This is a genomic window from Azospirillum brasilense, from assembly GCF_003349955.1.
Taxonomy (GTDB): domain Bacteria; phylum Pseudomonadota; class Alphaproteobacteria; order Azospirillales; family Azospirillaceae; genus Azospirillum; species Azospirillum brasilense_B.
This window is the reverse complement of the sequence record NZ_QLKQ01000017.1, coordinates 42,185-60,920: the sequence shown is the minus strand read 5'-3', so window position 1 is coordinate 60,920 and position 18,736 is coordinate 42,185. Positions and strand designations below refer to the sequence as shown.

Genomic DNA, 18,736 nt, shown 5'->3' with positions numbered 1-18,736 from the left:
TCTCAAAACGAGATTTGTCATGGGAAAAACAAACAGTCAACAACAATAAAATACACACAAAAGCACTATTTTCATTACTTAACTAACTAATCAAATAAATAAAAGTGATGGTGACAAAGGATACATTCTGACCAGCGGCCTTTATCTGCTTTTCCATTGCTACACGAACAGAATGAGGATGAGACCGCGGGTCGGCAGAAAAATGCCCTCCACCCGGTGGGGAGGAGGGCCAACGTTCCATTGAAAGACAAATCAGCCTCACGCGCCCTTCACCGCGCGAAAATCTGTCCCATGTCCTGGAAGCTCTTGAATTCCAGGGCGTTCCCGCTCGGGTCGAGGAAGAACATGGTGGCCTGCTCGCCCGCCTGCCCCTTGAAGCGGATCTGCGGCTCGATGAGGAATCGCACGCCTTCGGCCTTCAGCCGGTCGGCCAGCGCGTGCCAGTCGTCCCACTCCAGGATCACGCCGAAATGGCTGGCCGGTACGTCCTCGCCATCGACCGGGTTGGTGGCGCGGGTCCCGGCATCCTCCGTCACATGCGCCACCACCTGATGGCCGTAGAGGTCGAAGTCGATCCAGCGGTCGGACTCACGCCCCACCCCGCAACCCAGCAGGCCGGCGTAGAAGGCGCGCGCCTCCTCCTTGTCGCGGACGGGAAAGGCGAGGTGAAAGGGCGGAACGGGTTTGCGGTCGGTTGCGCTCATGCTCGTCGGGGCCTTCGCCCCCTCCCTGCCGGTGATTGCCCGACCAGTCTACTCGGGCAATCACCGGCTGTCCCGGGATCGAACAGGTGAGTCAGGCGATCCCTTCGGCCGCCAGCGCCGCGGCCACCGCCGGGCGCGCGGCGACGCGGGCCATGTAGGCGGTGATGTTCGGGCAGCCGTCCAGCGGCAGCCCGACCCGCGGCGCCCAGCGCAGCACCGTGAAGCCATAGGCGTCGGCCACCGTGAAGCGGTCGCCCGTCAGGTAGTCCTTACCGGCCAGCCCGGCCTCGACGACCGCGAACTTGGCCGCCAGCGTCTGTTTGGCGATCTCCTTGAAGGCGTCCGGCGTGGTCGGGCGGAACAGCGGGCTGAAGGTCTTGTGCAGCTCCGTGCCGATGAAGTTCAGCCACTCCAGCACGCGGTAGCGCTCCATCGTCCCGACGGCGGGCAGCAGACCGCTCTCCGGCACGCGGTCGGCGACATACTGCACGATCGCCGCGCCCTCGGTCAGGATGGCGCCGTCGTCGAGCGCCAGAGTCGGCACTTGGCCCTTCGGGTTGACGGCCAGGAAGTCGCCGCCGTCCTCCAATTTCTTGGCGACGAGGTCGACGGCCGCGACGTCGAAGGGCAAGCCGCTTTCGCGCAGGACGATGTGCGGCGACAGCGAGCAGGCGCCCGGCTTCAGGTAGAGCTTCATGGCGTTTCTTATCCTTGTTTCCGGCGGGACATGACGGATCGAGAGTGGGGCATGGGCAGTCGGGAATGCAACCGGCCCGTTCAATCCGGCAGGCGCCGCCCGCTCTCCGCGTCGAACAGGTGCAGGGCGTCGGGCGGCGCGCCGACGCGCAGGGTCTCGCCCTCTCGGCAGGACGGCAGGCCGGCGACCCGGACCACCAGCGCCTCGCCGTCCGGCAGGCGGCCGTAGACCACCGTGTCGGCGCCCAGCGCCTCCACCAGCTCGACCGTGACGATCAGCGGCCCGTCTCCTGGAGTGACGGCGAGATGTTCCGGCCGCACCCCCAGCTTGACCGGCCGCCCGGCCATGTCGGGCCGCGGGCGCGGCAGGATGAAGGCAGTGCCGCCGGGCAGCGCCACCGCCTGACCGGCACCGTCGAAGCGCGCGTCCAGGATGTTCATCGGCGGCGACCCGATGAAGCCGGCCACGAACAGGCTGGCCGGGCGCTGGTAGACCTCCAGCGGCGTGCCGACCTGCTCGGCCACCCCGTGGTTCATCACCAGGATGCGGTCGGCCAGCGTCATCGCCTCCACCTGGTCGTGCGTCACGTAGAGGCTGGTGATGCCCAGCCGGTCCTGGAGCCGCTTGATCTCGACGCGCATCTGGGTGCGCAGCTTGGCGTCCAGGTTGGACAGCGGCTCGTCGAACAGGAAGGCGGCGGGCTCGCGCACGATGGCGCGGCCCATGGCGACGCGCTGGCGCTGCCCGCCCGACAGCTGGCTGGGCCGGCGGTCGAGGAAGCGGCCAAGCTCCAGGATCTCCGCGGCCTTGGCCACGCGCGCCTGGATCTCCGCCTTGGGCAGGCCGCGGATCTTCAGCCCGTAGGCCATGTTGTCGAACACGCTCATGTGCGGGTAGAGCGCGTAGTTCTGGAACACCATGGCGATGTCGCGGTCCTTGGGCTCCAGCCCGTTGACCACCCGCCCGCCGATGGCGATCTCGCCGCCGGTGATGCTCTCCAGCCCGGCGACCATGCGCAGCAGCGTGGACTTGCCGCAGCCCGAGGGGCCGAGCAGCACGAGGAACTCCCCGTCCGCGACGCTGATGTCGATGCCCTTGATGGCCTCGACGGCGCCGTAGGACTTGCGGACCCGATTCAGATCGACCGTTGCCATCTCGATTGGTTCTTTCTTATTTCTCGCTGTCCACAAGGCCTTTGACGAACCAGCGCTGCATCAGCACCACCACCGCCACCGGCGGCAGCATGGCCAGCACCGTCGTCGCCATGATGAGGTTCCAGTCGGTCGCGGCCTCGCCGTTGCCGATCATCTTGGTGATGCCGATGACCACCGTCTCCATCTCCGCGCTGTTGGTGATCAGCAGCGGCCACAGATACTGGTTCCAGCCGTAGATGAAGAGGATGACGAACAGCGCCGCGATGTTGGTGCGCGACAGGGGCAGCACCACGTCCAGGAAGAAGCGCAGCGCCCCCGCCCCGTCGATCTTCGCGGCCTCCACCAGCTCGTCGGGGATGGTCAGGAAGAACTGCCGGAACAGCAGCGTCGCCGTGGCCGAGGCGATCAGCGGGATGGTCAGCCCGGCGTAGCTGTCGATCAGCCCGAGGTTGGCCACCACCTCGTAGGTCGGGATGATTCGCACCTCGACCGGCAGCATCAGCGTGATGAAGATCATCCAGAAGAAGGCCATGCGCAGCGGGAAGCGGAAGAAGGCCACCGCGTAGGCCGAGATGATCGAGATGGCGATCTTGCCCAGCGCGATGACCAGCGCCATGATCAGGCTGTTCCACATCATGATGCGCACGGGCGTGTGCATGACGCGCTCGCCCTGCGATTCGCTCCAGGCCGAGGCGTAGTTGTTCAGCATCTCCCCGCCGGGCGTCAGCGGCAGGTTGCCGCGCCCGATGGTGGCGGCGTCCCAGGTCGAGCCGATGATCGTCACGTAGATCGGGAAGGCGAAGATCAGGACGCCCAGCATCAGGATCAGGTGCGGGACCATGTCCATCAGGCGCCCGCCGGAGCGCGGGGTGTCGCGGTCGCGGGTCATGAGTAATGCACCTTGCGCTCGACGAAGCGGAACTGGATGGCGGTCAGCGCGATGACGATGACCATCAGGATCACCGACTGCGCCGAGGAGCCGCCGAGGTCGTGGTTGACCACGCCGTCCTGGTAGACGCGGAAGATCAGCGTCTCCGTGGCCTTGCCCGGCCCGCCGTGGGTCAGGGCGTGGATGGTGCCGAAGGTCTCGAAGAAGGCGTAGACGACGTCGACCACCAGCAGGAAGAAGGTCGTCGGCGACAGCAGCGGGAAGGTGATCGTCCAGAAGCGGCGCACCGCCCCGGCCCCGTCGATGCTCGCCGCCTCAAGGACGGAGCGCGGGATGGCCTGGAGACCGGCCAGGAAGAAGATGAAGTTGTAGGAGACCTGCTTCCAGCTCGCCGCCAGGATGACCATGGTCATCGCCTGCCCGTCGTTCAGCCGGTAGTCCCAGGCGTAGCCGAGGCTGTTCAGCGCGCGGCCGAGGATGCCGATGTCCGGGTTGAAGATGAACATCCACAGCACCGCCGCCACCGCGGGGGCCAGCGCGTAGGGCCAGATCAGCAGCGTCTTGTAGGCCGCGGCCGCCCGGATCTTCGAATCGGCCAGCACCGCCAGCCCCAGCGCGGAGCCCAGGGACAGGACGGTCACCGACACGCTGAAGACGATGGTGGTCTTCACCGTCTCCAGATAGTTCGGGTCGCTCAGCACCGCCTCGAAATTCTCCAGCCCGACGAACTGGCTGCGCAGCCCGAAGGCGTCCTGGAGATGCACCGACTGCCACAGCGCCTGCGCCGCCGGCCAGATGAAGAAGATCAGCGTCACCGCCACCTGCGGCGCCAGCAGCAGGTAGGGCAGCGCCTTGTTGTCGAAAATCACGCGACGTTGCATGGAACCCCTTTCAACCCTCTACCCCTCCACTCACGCGCAAACGACGTTTGCGCTGACGCGACAGGCGGACCTTCGGTCCGCCGAAAGCGGGGAGAGGGTGGCCCGATGGGCCGGTGAGGGGGTTGCGCGTCGCGGAACGCCCGGCAGACGCGCAACCCCCTCACCCCTACCCTCTCCCCAGAGGGGAGAGGGAGTTACGCTCAGTTCTTGTTGGCGCGCTCGAAGTTGCGCAGGACCGTGTCGCCGCGCTTCACCGCGTTGTCCAGCGCCTGCTGGGCGGTCTGCTGGCCCTGGAACGCCTTCTCCATCTCCTCCTGGATGATGTTGCGGATTTCCGGCAGGTTGCCCAGCCGCAGCCCCATGGTGTTCTCCGTGGTGGCGGTGCGGGTCAGCTGCTCCGCCGGCACCTCGGCGCCGGGGTTCTTGTCGTAGAAGCCTTCCTTCTTCGCCAGCTCGAAGCCCTGGAGCGTCACCGGGACGTAGCCGGTGTCCATGTGCCACTTGGCGTCCACCTCCGGACGGGCGAGGTGGCTGAAGAAGGCGGCGACGGCCTTGTACTCGTCGGCGGTGCGCTTGGGCGAGGTCATCACCCAGAAGGCGGCGCCGCCGATGATCGAGTTCTTCGGCGAGGAGATGGCGTCCGGCCAGTAGGGCAGCGGCGCGGCGCCCCAGTTGAACTTGGCCTCCTTGACGATGCGCCCGCGCAGGCCGGACGAGGCCTGGATCATCGCGCATTCGCCCGACGGGAACAGCGAGTCGGCGGCGTTGTCGCGGCCGCCGTAGCGCAGCGCGCCTTCCTTCTGCAGGTCGATCAGCGTCTGGAGATGCTTCACGAAGAACGGGTCGTTGATCTTCAGCGTGGCGTTCAGCCCGCCGAAGCCGTTGGCCTCCGACGCGAAGGGCTTGTCGTGCAGCGCGCCGACCTGCTCGAACTGCGTCCAGGTCGGCCAGGAGAAGGTCATCGGGCAGGTCACGCCCGCCGCCTTCAGCTTGCGCGCCGCGTCGACCACCTCAGGCCAGGTCGCCGGCGGCTTGTTGGGGTCGAGCCCGGCCTTCTGGAAGGCGTCCTTGTTGTAGAAGGTGATGGTGGTGGAGCTGTTGAACGGCAGGGCCATCATCTTGCCGTCCCTGGAGCTGTAATAGCCCCGGACCGCCGGGATGTAGGCCGCGGCGTCGAAGCCCGACCCCGTCTCGCTCATCAGCTGGTGCACCGGCTTGATGGCCGGGCCGGCCGACAGCATGGTGGCGGTGCCGACCTCGAACATCTGCACGACGTGCGGGGCGTTGCCGGCGCGGAAGGCGGCGATGGCCGCCTGCATCGTCTCCGGATAGCTGCCCTTGAAGGTCGGGTTGACCTGGACCTTGTCCTGGCTGTCATTGAAGCCCTTCACCACCTGCTCGAGCTGGCCGCCGAGCGGCTGGGGCAGGCCGTGCCAGAATTCGATGACGGTCTTCTGCTGGGCATGGGCGGCGCCGGTGAAACCGGCGGCGAGCGCGAAGGCGGCCGTCGAGACGGCGAGCGTGCGGCGGGTCAGCATGGTGGTCTCTCCCTGGAACCAATCGATTGCGTGATGTGCTGACATGCAGGGCGCGGGTTGCGGTCCCGCGACGGTCTTGTGAAGATTTGGTGACGTGTCCGGAACACGCGCGCAGGGGCGCGCCGCATCCGCTCCTCGCGGTTGCAACGTCGGTCCTGCGGAAGGCATGGAACGGGACTTAAGTCGGTGGCGGATGTTGCGCCGGCATCGATGGTTTTCCTCCCCGCATGTGTTTCTTTTTTGCAAGCCTTAAGGATAGAGGGGGAGGCTGTCAATCAGCCGTACGTATCAGTACGGACTATCACCCTTACGTCATCTCTCGGGGTGCCATGTTTGGGCGAGCGCCCACAGCGCGGTATCGTCCCGGCACAGCGACCCGGCCAGTTGCGACAGGCTGTTCCCCATCAGGCCGGAGGAGCGCAGCAGGCAGTAGGACCGGCTCGGCGCCGACAGATAGTGCGACGCCGTCGGGGCCGCGACCGGCGGCGCGGGATACAGCGCGGCGGGCGGCGGGCAGTAATAGGGCTGCGCACCGGGGTTGTAGCCGGGCACCAGCCGGTCCAGGCCGGGCCGGGGACCGAAGACGCAGCCGCGCTGGTCCCAGTCCAAGCTCGTCGTCTGCGCGGCGGCGGGCAGGACGACGAAGGCGGCCATCGTCATCCCCGCCAGACAACCGGCCAGCCGGCACCCCGCTTCGCGATGCATGCTCCCCTCCGATCCCAGGCCGCGCCTGTGGCGCACCCAGACCATGACGCCGGGGCCGGCGGGCCGTGAACGGCCCCGGCCTTCGGAGGAAGTATGCGCGCTCCATCGACGCCCGGCGCAGCGCCGATGGACGGGTCGGCAAGCGCAAGCGAGGACGGCGCTCTCTGTTCGTTCGGTGGGAGGGAGCGCTCAGGCTATTCCGGCAGGATGCCCATCGACGTCGCGAAGGCCGTCATGTCCGTACGGAAGCTGTCCTCGACCGCGACGGCGACCGGAACATTCTCGGCGGCACGGGTGTAATCGTAACCGTCGTAAGCATGGCGCAAGGCGTGCCGGAAGGATCTCAGCTTCTGAAGACGACCAGCCGTTTCCGACGTGATCATGGCCGGACGCAGCCCCGCGACGGGCGCGGCGGCACGGCGGATCAACTCGGCATGATAGGCCGCTCCGCTGGGCAAGCCGCCATCCACCGCCTGCACCAGCCGTTCCAAGGCGCACTCCATGGCGCCATAGCCATTGTGCAACATCAGGCCGATCGCGTACTCGCGATCCATGCGCAGATCGCCGGAAAGCCCTTCCCCCGCCTGAAGGGCGTCGGCCCGCATCGCCGCGTTTCGGATGTTGGTCCGCGCGGCGTCCAGGTCCCGCTGGATGTCAGCCCAGAGCGCCGGGTTCGCAGCCATGGCGCATCACACGGTCCCGGAGGGATGGCGACAGGAAACGATCCGGAATGACATCCGCCTCGAATCCGGCGACGGTCAGCAGGGTGTCCACATCCGCCGCCACGTCGCTGTCCATCCCAGCCGGCACGCCAATCAGCGCAACGTCGAGGTCGGACCGCTCGTGAAACCCTCCCTCGGCCAGCGATCCGAACACGACGAGCCGCCCGCCGGCACGGCGCGCCACGGCATCGGCCTGCTTCAGCGCCCGCAACGCCGCAGCGCGCCGTTCGGCAAGGCGTCGGCGGCGGATGTCATCGTATCGCGGATGAGCCGCGCCGGTGGTTCCCATGGCTGTCGTCCGAATCCGATCAACGCTGGTCCAGAAGCCCATTGGACTGGAGAGAGCATAGCAGAAACACTGTGGCTGCGCAGCGGCTTCGCTGTCCACCGGACACGCCGTCACGCCGCGCTGCTGCTCTCGACCGGCCGTTCCGCGGCGCTCTCCGCCGCCAGCGGGACGTCCACCGCGAAGACGGAGCCCCGGCCGGGCACCGAGCGCAGCGACACCGTCAGGCCCAGCAGAGTCGCCAGACGCCGCACGATGGCGAGGCCGAGCCCCAGCCCGTGCCGGCGGTCGCGGTTCGGGTTGCCGAGCTGGCGGAAGTCGTCGAAGATCGCCGACTGGTCGGCGGGGGCGATGCCGATTCCGGTGTCCCACACCTCGATGCGCAGCGCCGCGCCGCGCCGCCGCGCCGCCAGAAGCACGCCGCCCGACTCGGTGAAGCGCAGGGCGTTGGACAGGATGGGGCGCAGAAGCTGCTCCAGCAGCACCGGGTCGGTGCTCACCTCCGCGTCCGCGGGGCGGACGTTGAAGCGCAGGGCCTTGGCGTCGGCCTCCGGGGCGAACTCGTTGAGCAGGCGGCCCAGCGTCTCGTCGATGGGGAAGGTCTGCTCCTGCATCCGGACCAGCCCGGCCTCCAGCTTCGACACGTCCAGCAGGGCGCGCAGCAGCCCCTCCGCCGCCTCGATCGACATCTCCAGCTTCTCGCCGAGGTCGCGCGCGCCGGGATCGGTCAGGCGGCCCATCAGCAGATGGTGGAACAGGTGCATGGCCTGGAAGGGCTGACGCAGGTCGTGGCTGGCGGCGGACAGGAAGCGCCCGATGGCGGTGCGGCCCGTCTCGGCCTCCTGGCGGACCCGCTCGGTCTCGGCCTTCGCCCGCTCGGCCTCGGCGCGGGCGGCGGCCAGGGCGGCGGCGTTGGTGTCGGCGATGGCGGCGACAGCGGTGACGACCCCGTCCGCGTCGCGCACCGGGCTCAGCACCATCTCGCCCCGGAGCAGCAGGCCGAAGGCCGACACCGGGGTCCCGGTGAGGACGACGCGGCGGACCTGCGCCTCCACCTGGGACACAATGGCCGCCGGAACGCCCAGCTCGGTCAGATCCCTGCCGTCCGCCTCCTCCGGCAGGCGGCCGAAGGCGGCGGCAAAAGCCTGATTGACCACGAGAAGCCGCGCGTCCAGCCCAAGCAGAGCGTGAGCGGCGCCGTTGGCGGAGACCAGAGCCTCAAGCCAGATCGCACGATCCGTCATATGACTTTCGGTTGAGTTCTTCTGGGTATACTCGGCCACAACTTCACCGCAAAAACTGAGATCAGAGCACATTTATCCGGCCATTTGGGCATCGAAGTCAAATATCACATGCAAAACTCACTTGGGACAAATTCCGTTTGAATGTGAAGGAGAACGCCCCCATTGGCCCCGGCCGGCCGCAGGGGCTATAAGTCAGGTATGCTCTGCCGCCGCAAATCCCACACCGCCAAAACCCACCCCACCAAAACCCAAGCCCCGCGCCCGAAGGCCCCGCGCGCCCTGGCCGTCGCCGGCCTGCCCGTGCCGCTGGAGTTGCGGGAAAGCGCCCGCGCCCGCCGGATGACCCTGCGGGTGGACGCCGGACGCGGGTTGATCCAGGTGGTGATCCCGGTGGGCGTTCCGGAGGCGGAGGCCCTGCGCTTCGTCGGACGGCACGACGGCTGGGTCCGGGCACGGCTGGCCGCGCTGCCGCCGCAGCTTCCCTTCACCCACGGGGCGGTGGTGCCCTATCTGGGAATCGACCACGTCATCCGGCACGCCCCGGACCTGCGCGGGGCGACCCGGCGCGAAGACGGCGCGATCCTGGTCGGCGGCCGGGCCGAGCATGTCGCCCGCCGGGTGCGCGACTTCCTGATGGCGGAGGCACGGCGCGAGCTGGCCGAGCGGTCGCGCGCCAAAGCGGCGCTGATCGGCGCGCGGGTCGCCGCCGTCACCGTGCGCGACACCAAGAGCCGCTGGGGAAGCTGTTCGGCCACCGGACGCCTCTCCTTCTCCTGGCGGCTGATCCTGACGCCGGAGTCCGTGCTGGATTACGTGGTGGGGCATGAGGTCGCGCATCTGCGCGAGATGAACCACTCCCAGCGCTTCTGGACGCTGTGCGCGCAGTTGACCGGCGACGTCCGCACGCCGCGCCTCTGGCTGAAGGCCAACGGGGCGCGGCTGCTGCGCTACGGCGAGGGAAGCGGCGAGGACGCGGAAATGGTTTCACCCGAAAATGACGGTCATGCTGAAACGCCGTGACGGGGTCGCGTCAAGCCTCTGCTAGAGTGCGCCCCTCCCTCCGTCCCCCGGCTCGACTCCTTCCATGCCCCGTCCCGATTCCCTGACCGTCCGCGTGCTGCTGACGGCGCTCGTCGCCTTCGGCCCGCTGTCCACCGACCTGTATCTTCCCTCCCTGCCCACACTGGTCACCGTGTTCGACACCGACATCGCCACGGTGCAGCTCACCCTGTCGGTCTTCCTCGCCGGCTTCGCGGTGTCGCAGCTCGTCTACGGGCCGGTGTCCGACCGCTTCGGGCGGCGGCCCGCCCTGCTCGGCGGCATCCTCATCTATCTGGTGGCGAGCGCCGCCTGCGCGCTGACCGACGACATCGAGACGCTGATCGTCGCGCGCTTCTTCCAGGCGCTGGGCGCCTGCTGCGGCCCGGTGGTGGCGCGGGCGGTGGTGCGCGACGTCTTCGGGCGCGACCGGGCGGCCACCGTGCTGGCCTACATGGCGATGGCGATGACGCTGGCCCCCGCCGCCGGCCCAATCCTCGGCGGCGTCCTGACGGAGTGGTTCGGCTGGCGGAGCAACTTCCTGCTGCTGACCGGCTTCGCCGCGCTGATCCTGGCCGCCACCTGGACCCTGATGGGCGAGACCAACGCCAACCGCGACGAGACGGCGCTCCAGCCCGGCCGGCTGCTCGCCAACTACGCGCTGCTGCTGCGCGACCGCGGCTTCGTCGGGCAGATGCTGACGGTGGCCTTCGCCTACAGCGGCATCTTCGCCTTCATTTCCGGGTCCAGCTTCGTGCTGATCGGGCGGCTGCACCTGACGCCCGCCCAGTTCGGGGGAAGCTTCGCCGCGGTGGTGCTGGGCTACGCGGTGGGCTCCTTCCTCGCCGGGCGGCTGAGCGTGCGGCTGGGCGGTCCGCGGATGATCCGCACCGGCACGGCGGTCTCGCTGGCGGGCGGGCTGCTCGGGGTGGGGCTGGCGCTGGGCGGGGTGCTGCATCTGGCGGCGGTGGTGGGGCCCGTCTTCCTGTTCATGCTGGGCGCCGGGCTGACCCTGCCCAACGCCATGGCCGGGGCGGTCGGCCCCTACCCGATGATGGCCGGGCTGGCCTCCTCCCTGGTCGGCTTCGTGCAGATGACCGTGGCGGCGCTGATCGGCGTGGCGCTCGGCCACAGCCACGCGGACAGCCCGCTTCCGATGATGACGGCGATTGGGCTGGTCGCGCTCGGCGGCGCGCTGGCGCACCGGCTCCTGGTCACTCCTCGGACTTGACCGAGTCCGGCATCCAGCGCAGGACGTAGGAGAAGACGATGGTGACGGCGAGGCAGAGCGCCAGCGCCATCCCCGCCAGCACGTAGAATCCGGCCCCGCAGGCGATGCCCAGCGCGCCGGCCATCCAGATCACCGCCGCGGTGGTCGCGCCGCGCACCGTGGTCCCGGCGCGGAACATCACCCCGGCGCTGATGAAGCCGATGGCCTGGGCGATGCCCTGGATGACGCGGGTCGGGTCCATGTCGCCCCCGCCCGTCCCCTTCCCGGCCATGCCCCAGTAAAGCTCCAGCGCAACCAGGGTGGTCACCGCCGCGCTGATGGCCACCAACGTGTGGGTGCGCAGCCCCGCCGCCTTGCCCCGGATCTCGCGGTCGAGTCCCAGCGCCGCCCCGCAAACCGCCGCCGCGGCCAGCCGGGCCGCCATGTCCCAGACCGGAATGGCCGTACTCAAGTCCATGTTATTCCTCCCTATTTTTACCTTTGCGTAACGCTTGCTACTTTTTTGCGCCCGGTCGCATTTTTCACTTTAAAAGGCGCCCGGTTCGATCTATGTAACCGCAACTCGCAAGCGCACGTGCCGCTGGCCCGCCCCTCGTCCTTTTCGAGATGTGGTTATGCAACGACGTAACGCGTGATCCCCGACCGTCCCTTAAGCAAGGCGGCGTCTTGGAGGTTACGATGGTTCATGTTGTTGTGGGTGGGCGCCGGCTCACCCGTCTCCGACTCTTTCCGGTTCTGTCCCGTTCAGCTCTTCCCCGCAAGGCGACACGGCAGTCCAGTATGGGCGGCCTGAGCGCCTGACCGTCTTTTCTTTCTGACCGGTCAGCAGCGCGCGGCCGCTCCGCCCCTGCTTTTTCACAATTCGTCCGACACCTTCATCTTGCGTCCGGGAGACTGAGATGACCGAAAAGATTGCGCGCTTTTTCGAAGAGCAGCGTCCGCAGACCCCGTGCCTCGTCGTCGATCTGGACGTCGTGGAAGCGAACTACCACGACCTGGAGGAAGCTCTCCCGGACGCCAAGATCTTCTACGCCGTGAAGGCCAATCCGGCGCCGGAGGTCCTGAGCCTGCTGACCCGTCTGGGCTCCGCCTTCGACACCGCCAGCGTCCCGGAAATCCAGATGGTCCTGGCCGCCGGCTGCGCGCCGGAGCGCATCTCCTACGGCAACACCATCAAGAAGGAAGCGGACATCCGCCGCGCCTTCGAGCTGGGCGTGCGCCTGTTCGCCTTCGACAGCGAGGCGGAGCTGGAGAAGATCGCCCGCGCCGCCCCCGGCGCCCGCGTCTTCTGCCGCATCCTGACCTCCGGCGAGGGCGCCGAGTGGCCGCTGTCGCGCAAGTTCGGCTGCGACCTCGCCATGGCGCGGGAGCTGCTGCTGAAGGCCAAGGGCATGAACGTCGTTCCCTACGGCGTGTCCTTCCACGTCGGCTCGCAGCAGAAGGACCTGATGCAGTGGGACCACGCCATCTTCCAGGTGGCGCAGCTGTTCCGCGAGCTTGAGGTGCTGGGCGTCGACCTCGGCATGATCAACCTGGGCGGCGGCTTCCCCACCCGCTACCGCACCGACGTGCCGGAGACCACCGCCTACGGCCAGGCCATCTTCGAGTCCCTGCGCACCCACTTCGGCAACCGCCTGCCGGAAGCCATCGTGGAGCCGGGCCGCAGCATGGTCGGCAACGCCGGCATCATCGAGAGCGAGGTCGTCCTCGTCTCCCGCAAGTCGGCCAACGACGTGAAGCGCTGGGTCTATCTGGACATCGGCAAGTTCAGCGGTCTCGCCGAGACGATGGACGAGGCGATCCAGTACCCGATCCAGGTGATGGGCGATGACGGGGAAGGCGACACGGAAGCGGTCGTTCTGGCCGGCCCGACCTGCGACAGCGCCGACGTGCTCTACGAGCGCGCCGAGTACAAGCTGCCGATGGACCTGAAGGCCGGCGACCGCGTGCGCATCCACGCCACGGGCGCCTACACGACGACCTACTCGGCGGTCTGCTTCAACGGCTTCGCCCCGCTCCAGCAGATCTGCATCTGATCGGGTGGCGTTTCGGCCAAGAAAAAGGCCACTCCTCCTTCGGGAGGAGTGGCCTTTTTCATGTCCAGCTTCTGCTGCCCCCTCCCTAACCCTCCCCCTCTTCGAGGTGGAGGGGACTGGCCGCCGCTTCGCAGAAGGCACCCTCTCCCTCGCAGAGGGGGAGGGCCGGGGAGGGGGCAGACGCCGAAAACGGGACCCGAATGCGAAAAGGGCCGCTCCCTTACACGGGGGCGGCCCTTTTCCTTGCGGTCTCCCGCAGCCGTGACGGCGGCATCAAGCCTTCCAGAACGGCTTGCTGATCTCGCCTTCGACGTCGATCTGGGAGATGCCGATGTCGTGCAGCATCCGGTCGTCCAGCCGAGCCAGCTCGCGGCGGGTGATGGTGCGCTGCCGCCACAGGGCGAACGTGTCCAGAACGCTGTCCAGCACATACGCCACCGGAGCAGGGCGCAGGGTGCGGCCGGCGGGGGCCGTGCGCAGAGCGATTGCCATGGTGGTCATCCTATCTTTGAAGGTCCCGAGGGGGCCTGCCGGAAGTGGCCGCCGCGCCCTCGCTTTGTGAGAAAGAATATTGCTCATCCCGCGCAAACCCGCCACCGCCATGTGGGTATGCGAGCCGTGAGCTTTCTCGATAGCTGTCGTAGGAATATCACCGATGCAAGAATAATGGACGATTGCACAGCTTTTGGGCGCCACAAATTGTGCAGTCACCCAACAAACCGGGTTTGAAACGGAGCGCTGGACAGCCGCCGCGGCGCGTCCTACCTCTGGTCCCGACCGTTGTCCGACACCGAGTTCTTCCCATGATCGACACCATCGCCTTCGACGGCGACGACACGCTGTGGCACAACGAATCCCTGTTCTCGATGACGCAGGACCGCTTCCGCGCGCTGCTCGCCAACCACTTGGCCGACCCGGCGGACATCGACCGGCGGCTGCTGCAGGCCGAGCGCGAGAACCTTCGCGTCTACGGCTACGGCATCAAGGGCTTCGTCCTGTCGATGATCGAGACGGCGGTGGACCTGACCGACGGCCGCATCGGCGGGCGGGACATCCAGAGCCTCGTCGAATTCGGCAAGGCGATGCTGGAACACCCGGTCGATCTGCTCGACGGGGTGCAGGAGGTCGTGGAGAGTCTGGCCGGGCGCTACCGGCTGCTGCTCGTCACCAAGGGCGACCTGTTCGACCAGGAAAGCAAGATCGCCCGCTCCGGCCTCGCCGGGCACTTCGACGCCATCGAGATCATCAGCGAGAAGGACCCGGCCACCTACCGCCGCCTGCTCGACCGCCACGGGGTGGACCCGGCGCGCTTCGTCATGGTGGGCAATTCCGTGCGGTCGGACATCCTGCCGGTGCTGGCCGTCGGCGGCCACGCCGTCCATGTGCCCTACCACGTCACCTGGGCGCACGAGGTGGCCGAGCCGCCCACCGAGAATTACCGCCGCATCGACAGCCTGCACGGCCTGCCGCCTCTGCTCGCCGCCTGGTGAATGGGAGACCTGAGATGAGCTTCGCCCTGCTGACCGACCCCGCCCGCCCCGCCGTGGAGCCCGAGACCGGCGGCCCGGCCGCCGACCGCGTCCTGTCGGGCGCGCCGGTCTTCACCACCTGGAACGAGTACGAATCGGCGGACGGCAAGCGCTTCGCCGGCGTCTGGCGCTCCACCCCCGGTTCCTGGCGGATCGCCTACGACGAGTGGGAGCATTGCGAGATCCTGGAAGGGAGCAGCGCCATCAGCCACGCCGACGGGCGCCGCTGGCTGGTCGGCCCCGGCGACCGCTTCACGCTGGAGCCGGGCTTCGAGGGCGTGTGGGAGGTGCTGGAGACCACGACGAAACGCTATGTGGTCATCCTGCCCTGAGGAGATCACGCCATCCTCAGCCCTCTCCCCTCCGGGGAGAGGGTGGCCCGAAGGGCCGGTGAGGGGGATGCGCGTGGCGGTAAGTTCGGCAAAAGCGCACCCCCCTCACCCTAACCCTCTCCCCAGAGGGGAGAGGGAACACCAAGCGCTTTAGCCACGCTCCCCGAACAGATGGACGGCGCCGAGATCGGCGCGGTTCAGAATGACGACCGCCTTGCGCCCGATCTCCACGGCGAGCGCGGCGAGCGCCATGATCGACACCACCAGGACGACCCGCGCGACGTCGCGCGCCCAGGCGCGCCGCTTGCGCCGCCGGGCCGCCAGATGGGCGGCCAGCTTTTGCCGCAAAGCGTTGCCGCGCCGCCCGTAGCCGCCCGCCCAGCCCCAGCCGCCAGTCGGCGGCGGTGCCTCGTCCGGTGCCGCGTCCGGCGCGGGCGTGGTGGGAACCGGCAGTCCGGCGCCGCCCGTGGGTAGCGAATCGGCGTCAGGAGAAGAGATTGGGCGGGCGGTCGCGCCGGGCGGGTCGGTCGCGGTCACGGCGGTCATCCTGCGGCGGAGGAACGGTCGATGCTCCGTTATCTACGCCCTTTTCATGAAAGCGCAACACGCCGCACCCCGGCACCCGGAAAGGCCACACGGATGGAAGCAGGGCCGCGACCGAATGCCGCGCCCCGCCTTCCGTGCCGTCAGCGCCGGCCGCGCGGGTCGCGGCTCAGGCCCTTGGCCTCCAGCTCCGCCAGATACTCCGCCCACAGGCGGTCCTGGTCCTCGCCCAGTTCATACAGCAGCTTCCAGGAGTAGATGCCGCTGTCGTGCAGGTCGTCGAAGACGATGCGCAGGGCGTAATGGCCGATGGCCTCCAGGCTCATGATGCCGACGTGGCGGCGGGCCGAGACGGTCTGCTTCTGGCCGGGACCGTGGCCCTGCACCTCGGCGCTCGGGCTGTGAACGCGCAGGAACTCCGCCGGGTAGGAGAAGGTTTGGCCGTTGTCGAAATCGACCTCCAGCCGCTTCTCCTCCTTCTTCAGCCGGACTTCCACCGGCCAGTGCCTGGTGCCGAAGGCGTCCGACGCGAATTGCTCGTCGGACATCAGGCGGCTCCCGGTTTCCCGTCGAGGCTGCGGGCCTCGTCGATCAGCATGATCGGAATGCCGTCGCGGATCGGATAGGCCAGCCCGGCGCGGTCGCTGATCAGCTCGGCGCGCTCGGCGTCGTAGCGCAGCGGCCCCTTGGTCAGCGGGCAGACGAGGATCTCCAGAAGCTTCGGATCGACGCGCGCCTGCGTCTTGCCGTCGGCGGGCGTGTCGTCGTGGGGGTGGGCGCTCATGGATCGGGCCTCGCAGTCGGAAAGTGCAGTGTCGGTCGAAGGGAACGGTCAGTGACGCAGCGCGTTGCCGCCGTCGCCCTCATGGCCGTCGAGAATGGCCATCTCGACCAGGGCGATCAAGAGCTTCGCGCGCTCCGGCAGGTCTGGCGTCTCCAGAAGGGCCTGCTTTTCGCTGGCCGAGAAGGGGCAGATCATCGCCAGCGAGGTGACCAGCCGCTCGTCCGGCGTCCCGTCGATGGCCTTCCAGTCGACCGACAGCCCCTGCATCCGGAAATAGCCCTTCAGCCCGGCCAGCAGACGCGGACGGTCCAGCCCGCCGCCGTCGGCCCCGCCGCGCTCAAGCGGGTCGATCAGGTCGCCGGAGAAGCGGTCCCAGTCCGCGGCGACGCGGCGGTAGCCGCGCTGGACCTCCAGCTCCCGCATGATCGCGAAGCGGCTGACCCCGGTCAGGGTGATCAGGTAACGACCGTCCTCGGTCTCGGCGAAGCTGGTGATCCGCCCGGCGCAGCCGGTTCCATAGACCGCCGGCTCGCGCAGGCGGCAGGCGGGGTCGGTCGGCTGGACCATGCCGATCATGCGGTCGCCGGCCAGCGCGTCCTCGACCATCGCGAGGTAGCGCGGCTCGAAGATGTTCAGCGGCAGACGCCCGCGCGGCAGCAGCAGGACCCCCGCAAGCGGGAAGATCGGGAGCTGCCGCGGCAGGCGGTCCGGTGACGGGTCGATGGGGTTCCGGCTCATGCGACGAATATAGAACCCCCGGACACGGCGAACAGAGTGGTCACGAACGAAGCGGCCGCGAACGAAAAGGCTCGCGGCCGCTTGCCGCGCGATCAGCGGAACAGGATCGAGGACAGCCGGCGGCGGCTCTGCACCGTCAGCGGATCGGTCGGGCCGAAAGCCTCGAAGAACTTGACGAGCTGCTTGCGGGCGGCCTCGTCGTTCCAGGCGCGGTCGCGGCGCACCAGCTCCAGAAGCTCGTCCACCGCGGCCTCGCGCTTGCCGGCGGCAAACAGCGCGAGCGCGAGGTCGAAGCGGGCCTCGTGGTCGTCCTCGTTGCGGGCGACCTTCTCCATCAGCTCCGGGATCGGGCCGGCGTTGGCGGCCTGCTCGGCGACCTCCAGCGCGCTGCGCACCGCGGCGATCTCCTTGTCCTTGGCGATCTGGTCCGGCACCTTGTCGAGCATCTGCTTGGCGCGGGCCAGGTCGTCGTTGACGATCAGGCAGCGGACCAGCCCGGCGTAGGCGGCGGCGTTCAGGTTCTCCGGATCGGCCTGCAGGATCTCGCCGTAGATCTCCGACGCGGTCTGGGTGTCCCCGGCCTCCAGCGCCTCCTTGGCCTGGGCCATCGCCTCCTCCAGGATGTCGCCCTCGGCGCCGCCCGCGGCGCCGGCCAGCTTCACCAGCTTCTCCACGAAGGCCTTGATCTGCGATTCCGGCAGGGCGCCCATGAAGCCGTCCACCGGACGCCCCTGGAAGAAGGCGTAGACCGCCGGGATCGACTGCACGCGGAGCTGCGAGGCGATCATCGGGTCCTTGTCGGTGTCGATCTTGACCAGCCGCACCTTGCCCTTCGCGGCCAGCACCGTCTTTTCCAGGATTGGGCCGAGCTGCTTGCACGGGCCGCACCAGGGCGCCCAGAAATCGACGATCACCGGCACGGACTGCGACGCCTCGATGACGTCGGCCATGAAGGCGCGGTCGCTGCTGTCCTTGATCAGGTCACCGGCGGCAGGGGCGGCACCGGCGGCGACGGGCTTGTTGGCGGGCGGAATGGAGAACATGGCGGTCACGTATCCCTTTGCGATCTCGCGTGATAGATGAGCGCACGGGGCGCGTTAAGCAAGCGTCGGCTGAGAGTCCGGCGGCTCCTCGCCGAAGGGCACGATCAGCGGCTCGTGCCCGCCGGCCCGCAGGAAGCGCAGCAGGTCCGCGGCGGCGATGGCCGTGGTCCGGTCGTTCAGCAGCGGGTGGTAGTTCAGCGGGTCGTGGGCCAGCATCTGCTCCTGCAGCACCACCCTCACCCGCCGCTCGCGGTCGTTGACCAGCGCGAAGGGCGTGACCGAGCCGGGCCGCACGCCGAGATGCCGCCACAGCCGGTCGGCGGAGGCGAAGGACAGCCGCGCCGCCCCGATCACCTTGTCGAAGCGGTTCAACTCCACCCGCGCGTCCTCCAGCGCGACGACCAGCCAGTGCTGCTCCTTCTTGTCCTTCAGGAACAGGTTCTTGCAGTGGCCGCCGGGCAGCGCGCCGCGCAGCGCCTTGCTCTCCTCCACCGTGTGCAGCGGCGGGTGGCGGTGGGTCACGGTGCGGATGCCGAGCGCCGCGAGATGCTCCAGGAGCTGCTCCGGGCTCGTCGGCAGCGGCTCCTCGGCCCTGCCCTCGGGGGTGTCGCGGGTGTCCATGGAGCCATCTTTAACGGTGTC

Annotated in this window: 23 protein-coding genes; 5 read left to right on the top strand and 18 right to left on the bottom strand. The window is 68.3% G+C overall.

Annotated features, from left to right (window positions below; all coding sequences use genetic code 11):
- Positions 1 to 269: 269 nt before the first annotated feature.
- The 10 genes from DXK32_RS10170 to DXK32_RS10125 all read right to left on the bottom strand — a co-directional run bounded on the left by DXK32_RS10170 (position 270) and on the right by DXK32_RS10125 (position 8,820).
- The gene (locus DXK32_RS10170) at positions 270 to 704 is read right to left on the bottom strand and encodes a VOC family protein (protein WP_114858399.1); all 435 of its coding nucleotides are present in this window, start codon (positions 702 to 704) and stop codon (positions 270 to 272) included.
- A 91-nt stretch (positions 705 to 795) separates the two neighbouring features.
- Positions 796 to 1,401 carry a glutathione transferase GstA gene (gene gstA / locus DXK32_RS10165; protein ID WP_114858398.1) on the bottom strand — a complete coding sequence of 202 codons (606 nt, stop codon included), beginning with the start codon at positions 1,399 to 1,401 and terminating at the stop codon, positions 796 to 798.
- 80 nt (positions 1,402 to 1,481) lie between these two features.
- Complete coding sequence (locus DXK32_RS10160) at positions 1,482 to 2,555, bottom strand: sn-glycerol-3-phosphate import ATP-binding protein UgpC (protein ID WP_114858397.1); 1,074 nt, start codon at positions 2,553 to 2,555, stop codon at positions 1,482 to 1,484.
- A 16-nt stretch (positions 2,556 to 2,571) separates the two neighbouring features.
- Positions 2,572 to 3,444 carry a sn-glycerol-3-phosphate ABC transporter permease UgpE gene (ugpE, locus tag DXK32_RS10155; protein WP_114858396.1) on the bottom strand — a complete coding sequence of 291 codons (873 nt, stop codon included), beginning with the start codon at positions 3,442 to 3,444 and terminating at the stop codon, positions 2,572 to 2,574.
- Positions 3,441 to 4,325 (bottom strand): sn-glycerol-3-phosphate ABC transporter permease UgpA, encoded by an 885-nt coding sequence (gene ugpA / locus DXK32_RS10150; RefSeq protein ID WP_114858395.1) that lies wholly within the window; start codon positions 4,323 to 4,325, stop codon positions 3,441 to 3,443. The genes ugpE and ugpA overlap by 4 nt, the downstream gene beginning before the upstream one ends.
- Positions 4,326 to 4,525: 200 nt before the next feature.
- On the bottom strand, positions 4,526 to 5,863 hold the full coding sequence (gene ugpB / locus DXK32_RS10145) for a sn-glycerol-3-phosphate ABC transporter substrate-binding protein UgpB (RefSeq protein WP_114858394.1): 1,338 nt from the start codon (positions 5,861 to 5,863) through the stop codon (positions 4,526 to 4,528).
- 312 nt (positions 5,864 to 6,175) lie between these two features.
- Positions 6,176 to 6,568, bottom strand: coding sequence for a hypothetical protein (locus DXK32_RS10140; RefSeq protein ID WP_162801132.1), 393 nt, complete (start codon positions 6,566 to 6,568; stop codon positions 6,176 to 6,178).
- A 194-nt stretch (positions 6,569 to 6,762) separates the two neighbouring features.
- Positions 6,763 to 7,251, bottom strand: a complete 489-nt coding sequence (locus DXK32_RS10135; protein WP_114858392.1) for a hypothetical protein — start codon at positions 7,249 to 7,251, stop codon at positions 6,763 to 6,765.
- A complete protein-coding gene (locus tag DXK32_RS10130) occupies positions 7,223 to 7,579 on the bottom strand; it encodes a nucleotidyltransferase family protein (protein ID WP_162801131.1) in 357 nt (118 codons plus the stop codon). Before DXK32_RS10130 ends, DXK32_RS10135 begins: the two co-directional genes overlap by 29 nt.
- Before the next feature lie 110 nt (positions 7,580 to 7,689).
- Positions 7,690 to 8,820, bottom strand: coding sequence for a sensor histidine kinase (locus tag DXK32_RS10125; protein ID WP_114858390.1), 1,131 nt, complete (start codon positions 8,818 to 8,820; stop codon positions 7,690 to 7,692).
- A 198-nt stretch (positions 8,821 to 9,018) separates the two neighbouring features.
- Between DXK32_RS10125 and DXK32_RS10120 the strand changes: the two genes are divergently transcribed.
- Both DXK32_RS10120 and DXK32_RS10115 read left to right on the top strand, forming a co-directional pair.
- On the top strand, positions 9,019 to 9,840 hold the full coding sequence (locus tag DXK32_RS10120; protein WP_114858389.1) for a M48 family metallopeptidase: 822 nt from the start codon (positions 9,019 to 9,021) through the stop codon (positions 9,838 to 9,840).
- A 64-nt stretch (positions 9,841 to 9,904) separates the two neighbouring features.
- Positions 9,905 to 11,089, top strand: coding sequence for a multidrug effflux MFS transporter (locus DXK32_RS10115; protein ID WP_114858388.1), 1,185 nt, complete (start codon positions 9,905 to 9,907; stop codon positions 11,087 to 11,089).
- Here DXK32_RS10115 and DXK32_RS10110 read toward each other — a convergent pair.
- Positions 11,073 to 11,546 (bottom strand): MgtC/SapB family protein, encoded by a 474-nt coding sequence (locus tag DXK32_RS10110; RefSeq protein ID WP_114858387.1) that lies wholly within the window; start codon positions 11,544 to 11,546, stop codon positions 11,073 to 11,075. The genes DXK32_RS10115 and DXK32_RS10110 overlap by 17 nt on opposite strands.
- A 442-nt stretch (positions 11,547 to 11,988) precedes the next feature.
- Between DXK32_RS10110 and DXK32_RS10105 the strand changes: the two genes are divergently transcribed.
- Positions 11,989 to 13,125, top strand: coding sequence for a type III PLP-dependent enzyme (locus DXK32_RS10105; RefSeq protein WP_114858386.1), 1,137 nt, complete (start codon positions 11,989 to 11,991; stop codon positions 13,123 to 13,125).
- A gap of 273 nt (positions 13,126 to 13,398) precedes the next feature.
- Here DXK32_RS10105 and DXK32_RS10100 read toward each other — a convergent pair whose 3' ends face one another.
- Entirely contained in the window at positions 13,399 to 13,617 is a 219-nt protein-coding gene (locus DXK32_RS10100) for a DUF1127 domain-containing protein (RefSeq protein ID WP_014238561.1), read from the bottom strand.
- Between the two features lie 311 nt (positions 13,618 to 13,928).
- Here DXK32_RS10100 and DXK32_RS10095 point away from each other — a divergent pair, with 311 nt between their 5' ends.
- The gene (locus tag DXK32_RS10095) at positions 13,929 to 14,615 is read left to right on the top strand and encodes an HAD family hydrolase (RefSeq protein ID WP_114858385.1); all 687 of its coding nucleotides are present in this window, start codon (positions 13,929 to 13,931) and stop codon (positions 14,613 to 14,615) included.
- A 14-nt stretch (positions 14,616 to 14,629) separates the two neighbouring features.
- Complete coding sequence (locus DXK32_RS10090; RefSeq protein WP_114858384.1) at positions 14,630 to 14,986, top strand: cupin domain-containing protein; 357 nt, start codon at positions 14,630 to 14,632, stop codon at positions 14,984 to 14,986.
- A 150-nt stretch (positions 14,987 to 15,136) separates the two neighbouring features.
- Here the strand turns inward: DXK32_RS10090 and DXK32_RS10085 are convergent, their stop codons facing one another.
- The 6 genes from DXK32_RS10085 to DXK32_RS10060 all read right to left on the bottom strand — a co-directional run bounded on the left by DXK32_RS10085 (position 15,137) and on the right by DXK32_RS10060 (position 18,715).
- Positions 15,137 to 15,523, bottom strand: a complete 387-nt coding sequence (locus DXK32_RS10085) for a hypothetical protein (protein ID WP_162801130.1) — start codon at positions 15,521 to 15,523, stop codon at positions 15,137 to 15,139.
- Between the two features lie 149 nt (positions 15,524 to 15,672).
- Complete coding sequence (locus DXK32_RS10080) at positions 15,673 to 16,077, bottom strand: gamma-butyrobetaine hydroxylase-like domain-containing protein (RefSeq protein WP_035669310.1); 405 nt, start codon at positions 16,075 to 16,077, stop codon at positions 15,673 to 15,675.
- On the bottom strand, positions 16,077 to 16,313 hold the full coding sequence (locus tag DXK32_RS10075) for a Trm112 family protein (protein ID WP_014238566.1): 237 nt from the start codon (positions 16,311 to 16,313) through the stop codon (positions 16,077 to 16,079). The genes DXK32_RS10080 and DXK32_RS10075 overlap by 1 nt, the downstream gene beginning before the upstream one ends.
- A gap of 48 nt (positions 16,314 to 16,361) precedes the next feature.
- Positions 16,362 to 17,051 (bottom strand): LON peptidase substrate-binding domain-containing protein, encoded by a 690-nt coding sequence (locus DXK32_RS10070; protein WP_114858382.1) that lies wholly within the window; start codon positions 17,049 to 17,051, stop codon positions 16,362 to 16,364.
- Positions 17,052 to 17,143: 92 nt separating this feature from the next.
- Entirely contained in the window at positions 17,144 to 18,094 is a 951-nt protein-coding gene (locus DXK32_RS10065; RefSeq protein WP_114858381.1) for a thioredoxin family protein, read from the bottom strand.
- Between the two features lie 54 nt (positions 18,095 to 18,148).
- Positions 18,149 to 18,715, bottom strand: coding sequence for a prolyl-tRNA synthetase associated domain-containing protein (locus DXK32_RS10060; RefSeq protein ID WP_114858380.1), 567 nt, complete (start codon positions 18,713 to 18,715; stop codon positions 18,149 to 18,151).
- Positions 18,716 to 18,736 lie beyond the last annotated feature (21 nt).